We start from the raw sequence: 720 nt of genomic DNA on the forward strand, positions 1-720 counted from the left end.
ATCTACCTCAAGCGCAGCTGGGGAGGGTCCTACGAGAACGTGGCCGTGCTGGTCGCCATCGGCGTCAACTCCGCCGGCGACCGGGAGGTCATCGGCTGCTCCGAGGGGTACACCGAGTCCGCGGAGTCCTGGCGCGAGTTCTTCTCCTGGCTCAAGGGGCGCGGGCTCTCCGGCGTGCGGCTCGTCACCGGCGACAAGTGCGCGGGGATGCTCGGTGCGCTCGAGGAGGTGTTCCCCGGGGCCCGCTACCAGCGCTGCACGGTGCATTTCTACCGCAACGTGCTGGGAAGGGTTCCCGTGACCAGGCGGAAGGCCGCGGCGCGCATGCTGAAGGCGATCCACGCGCAGGAATCGCGCGAGGCATGCGCCAGAAAGGCCGAGGAGGTGGCGGAGAAGCTGGAGTCGATGCGGCTCGGGGCGGCCGCGAGGACGGTGCGCGACGGGTTCGCCGAGACGCTTGCCTACACGGAATTCCCGCCTGAGCACTGGCGCCGGATCAGGACGAACAACGGGATCGAGCGCATCAACCGCGAGATCAGGAGGAGGACTAGGGTCGTCGGGACCTTCCCGGACGGCAATTCGGCCCTCATGCTGGTGACGGCGAGGCTGAAGTACATAGTGGAGCACGAGTGGGGCAAGAGGAGGTACCTGGACATGTCGAAGCTGGAGGAGATGGACGAGCTGAGGGGAAAGGCGGAGGGCTAGAAGAGGACGGGGCCG

1 protein-coding gene is annotated in these 720 nt (G+C 67.4%); it reads left to right on the plus strand.

Annotated features, from left to right (window positions below):
- The coding region (locus ACTM86_RS08940; RefSeq protein ID WP_441017503.1) for an IS256 family transposase at window positions 1–705 on the plus strand (705 nt) is incomplete at its 5' end.
- Window positions 706–720 lie beyond the last annotated feature (15 nt).

Source organism: Collinsella sp. HCP3S3_E11 (assembly GCF_052067375.1).
Taxonomy (GTDB): Bacteria; Actinomycetota; Coriobacteriia; order Coriobacteriales; family Coriobacteriaceae; genus Collinsella.